Origin of the sequence: Paraclostridium dentum (assembly GCF_012922555.1) — a bacterium.
GTDB lineage: Bacteria > Bacillota > Clostridia > Peptostreptococcales > Peptostreptococcaceae > Paraclostridium > Paraclostridium dentum.
In genome coordinates this window covers 1-578 of the sequence record NZ_WIPK01000090.1, presented here as the reverse complement: position 1 = coordinate 578, position 578 = coordinate 1, and the positions used below count along the sequence as shown (strand labels likewise).

1 protein-coding gene is annotated in these 578 nt (G+C 52.8%); it reads left to right on the top strand.

Features of this window, described 5'->3' with window-relative positions; translation table 11 throughout:
* Window positions 1-551 (top strand): hypothetical protein (locus GFJ41_RS17905; RefSeq protein WP_206001603.1); only part of this gene is annotated, 551 nt, incomplete at its 5' end.
* Between the last annotated feature and the right edge of the window lie 27 nt (window positions 552-578).

The window sequence follows — 578 nt, the reverse complement described above, 5'->3', positions numbered from 1 at the left end:
ATACATTCTTTACAGAAAACTCTCAGGAATATACAATGGCGAGCATGGCCTTTACAAGCTCTCTCACAAAGCTCCACTCCACCAACAAATTCCCCATCGTCCTCCGCGAATCTCGGACCTCTGCTTCTTCCCTTCGTGTTTCTTCACCAAAACTCACCCAAGCAAGAAGACGTGTTGTGGTTATGGCGAGTTTCGATGATGCGGTGAAGGATGGGACCGACGCCGCGAAGAAGGGCTTCGAAGCCGCCAAGGAAGGTGCGGAAAGCCTCCAGAAAGAGGCTTTCTCTGCTGCAGAAAATGTAGGTGACAACATAAAGGATGCTGCCGGAAAGGTGTCGGCGGGTGCGGAGGACGCGGCGAGCAAAGCACAGGAAGACAGGAAGGACGTAGCCGGAAAAGTGCAGGAGGCGGTGGAGGGAGCGTGGGACTCGGCGAAAGACGACTCCAAGAAGTTGCAGGACACGGTTGAGAAAAACGCTGAAGCCACCGCCGACGCTACTAAAGCCGCCGTCAAAGATGCCGCAGACAAAGTCGACAGTTCTGTCAGCTGATAGATTAAACTCAAATTTCCTTTGTTG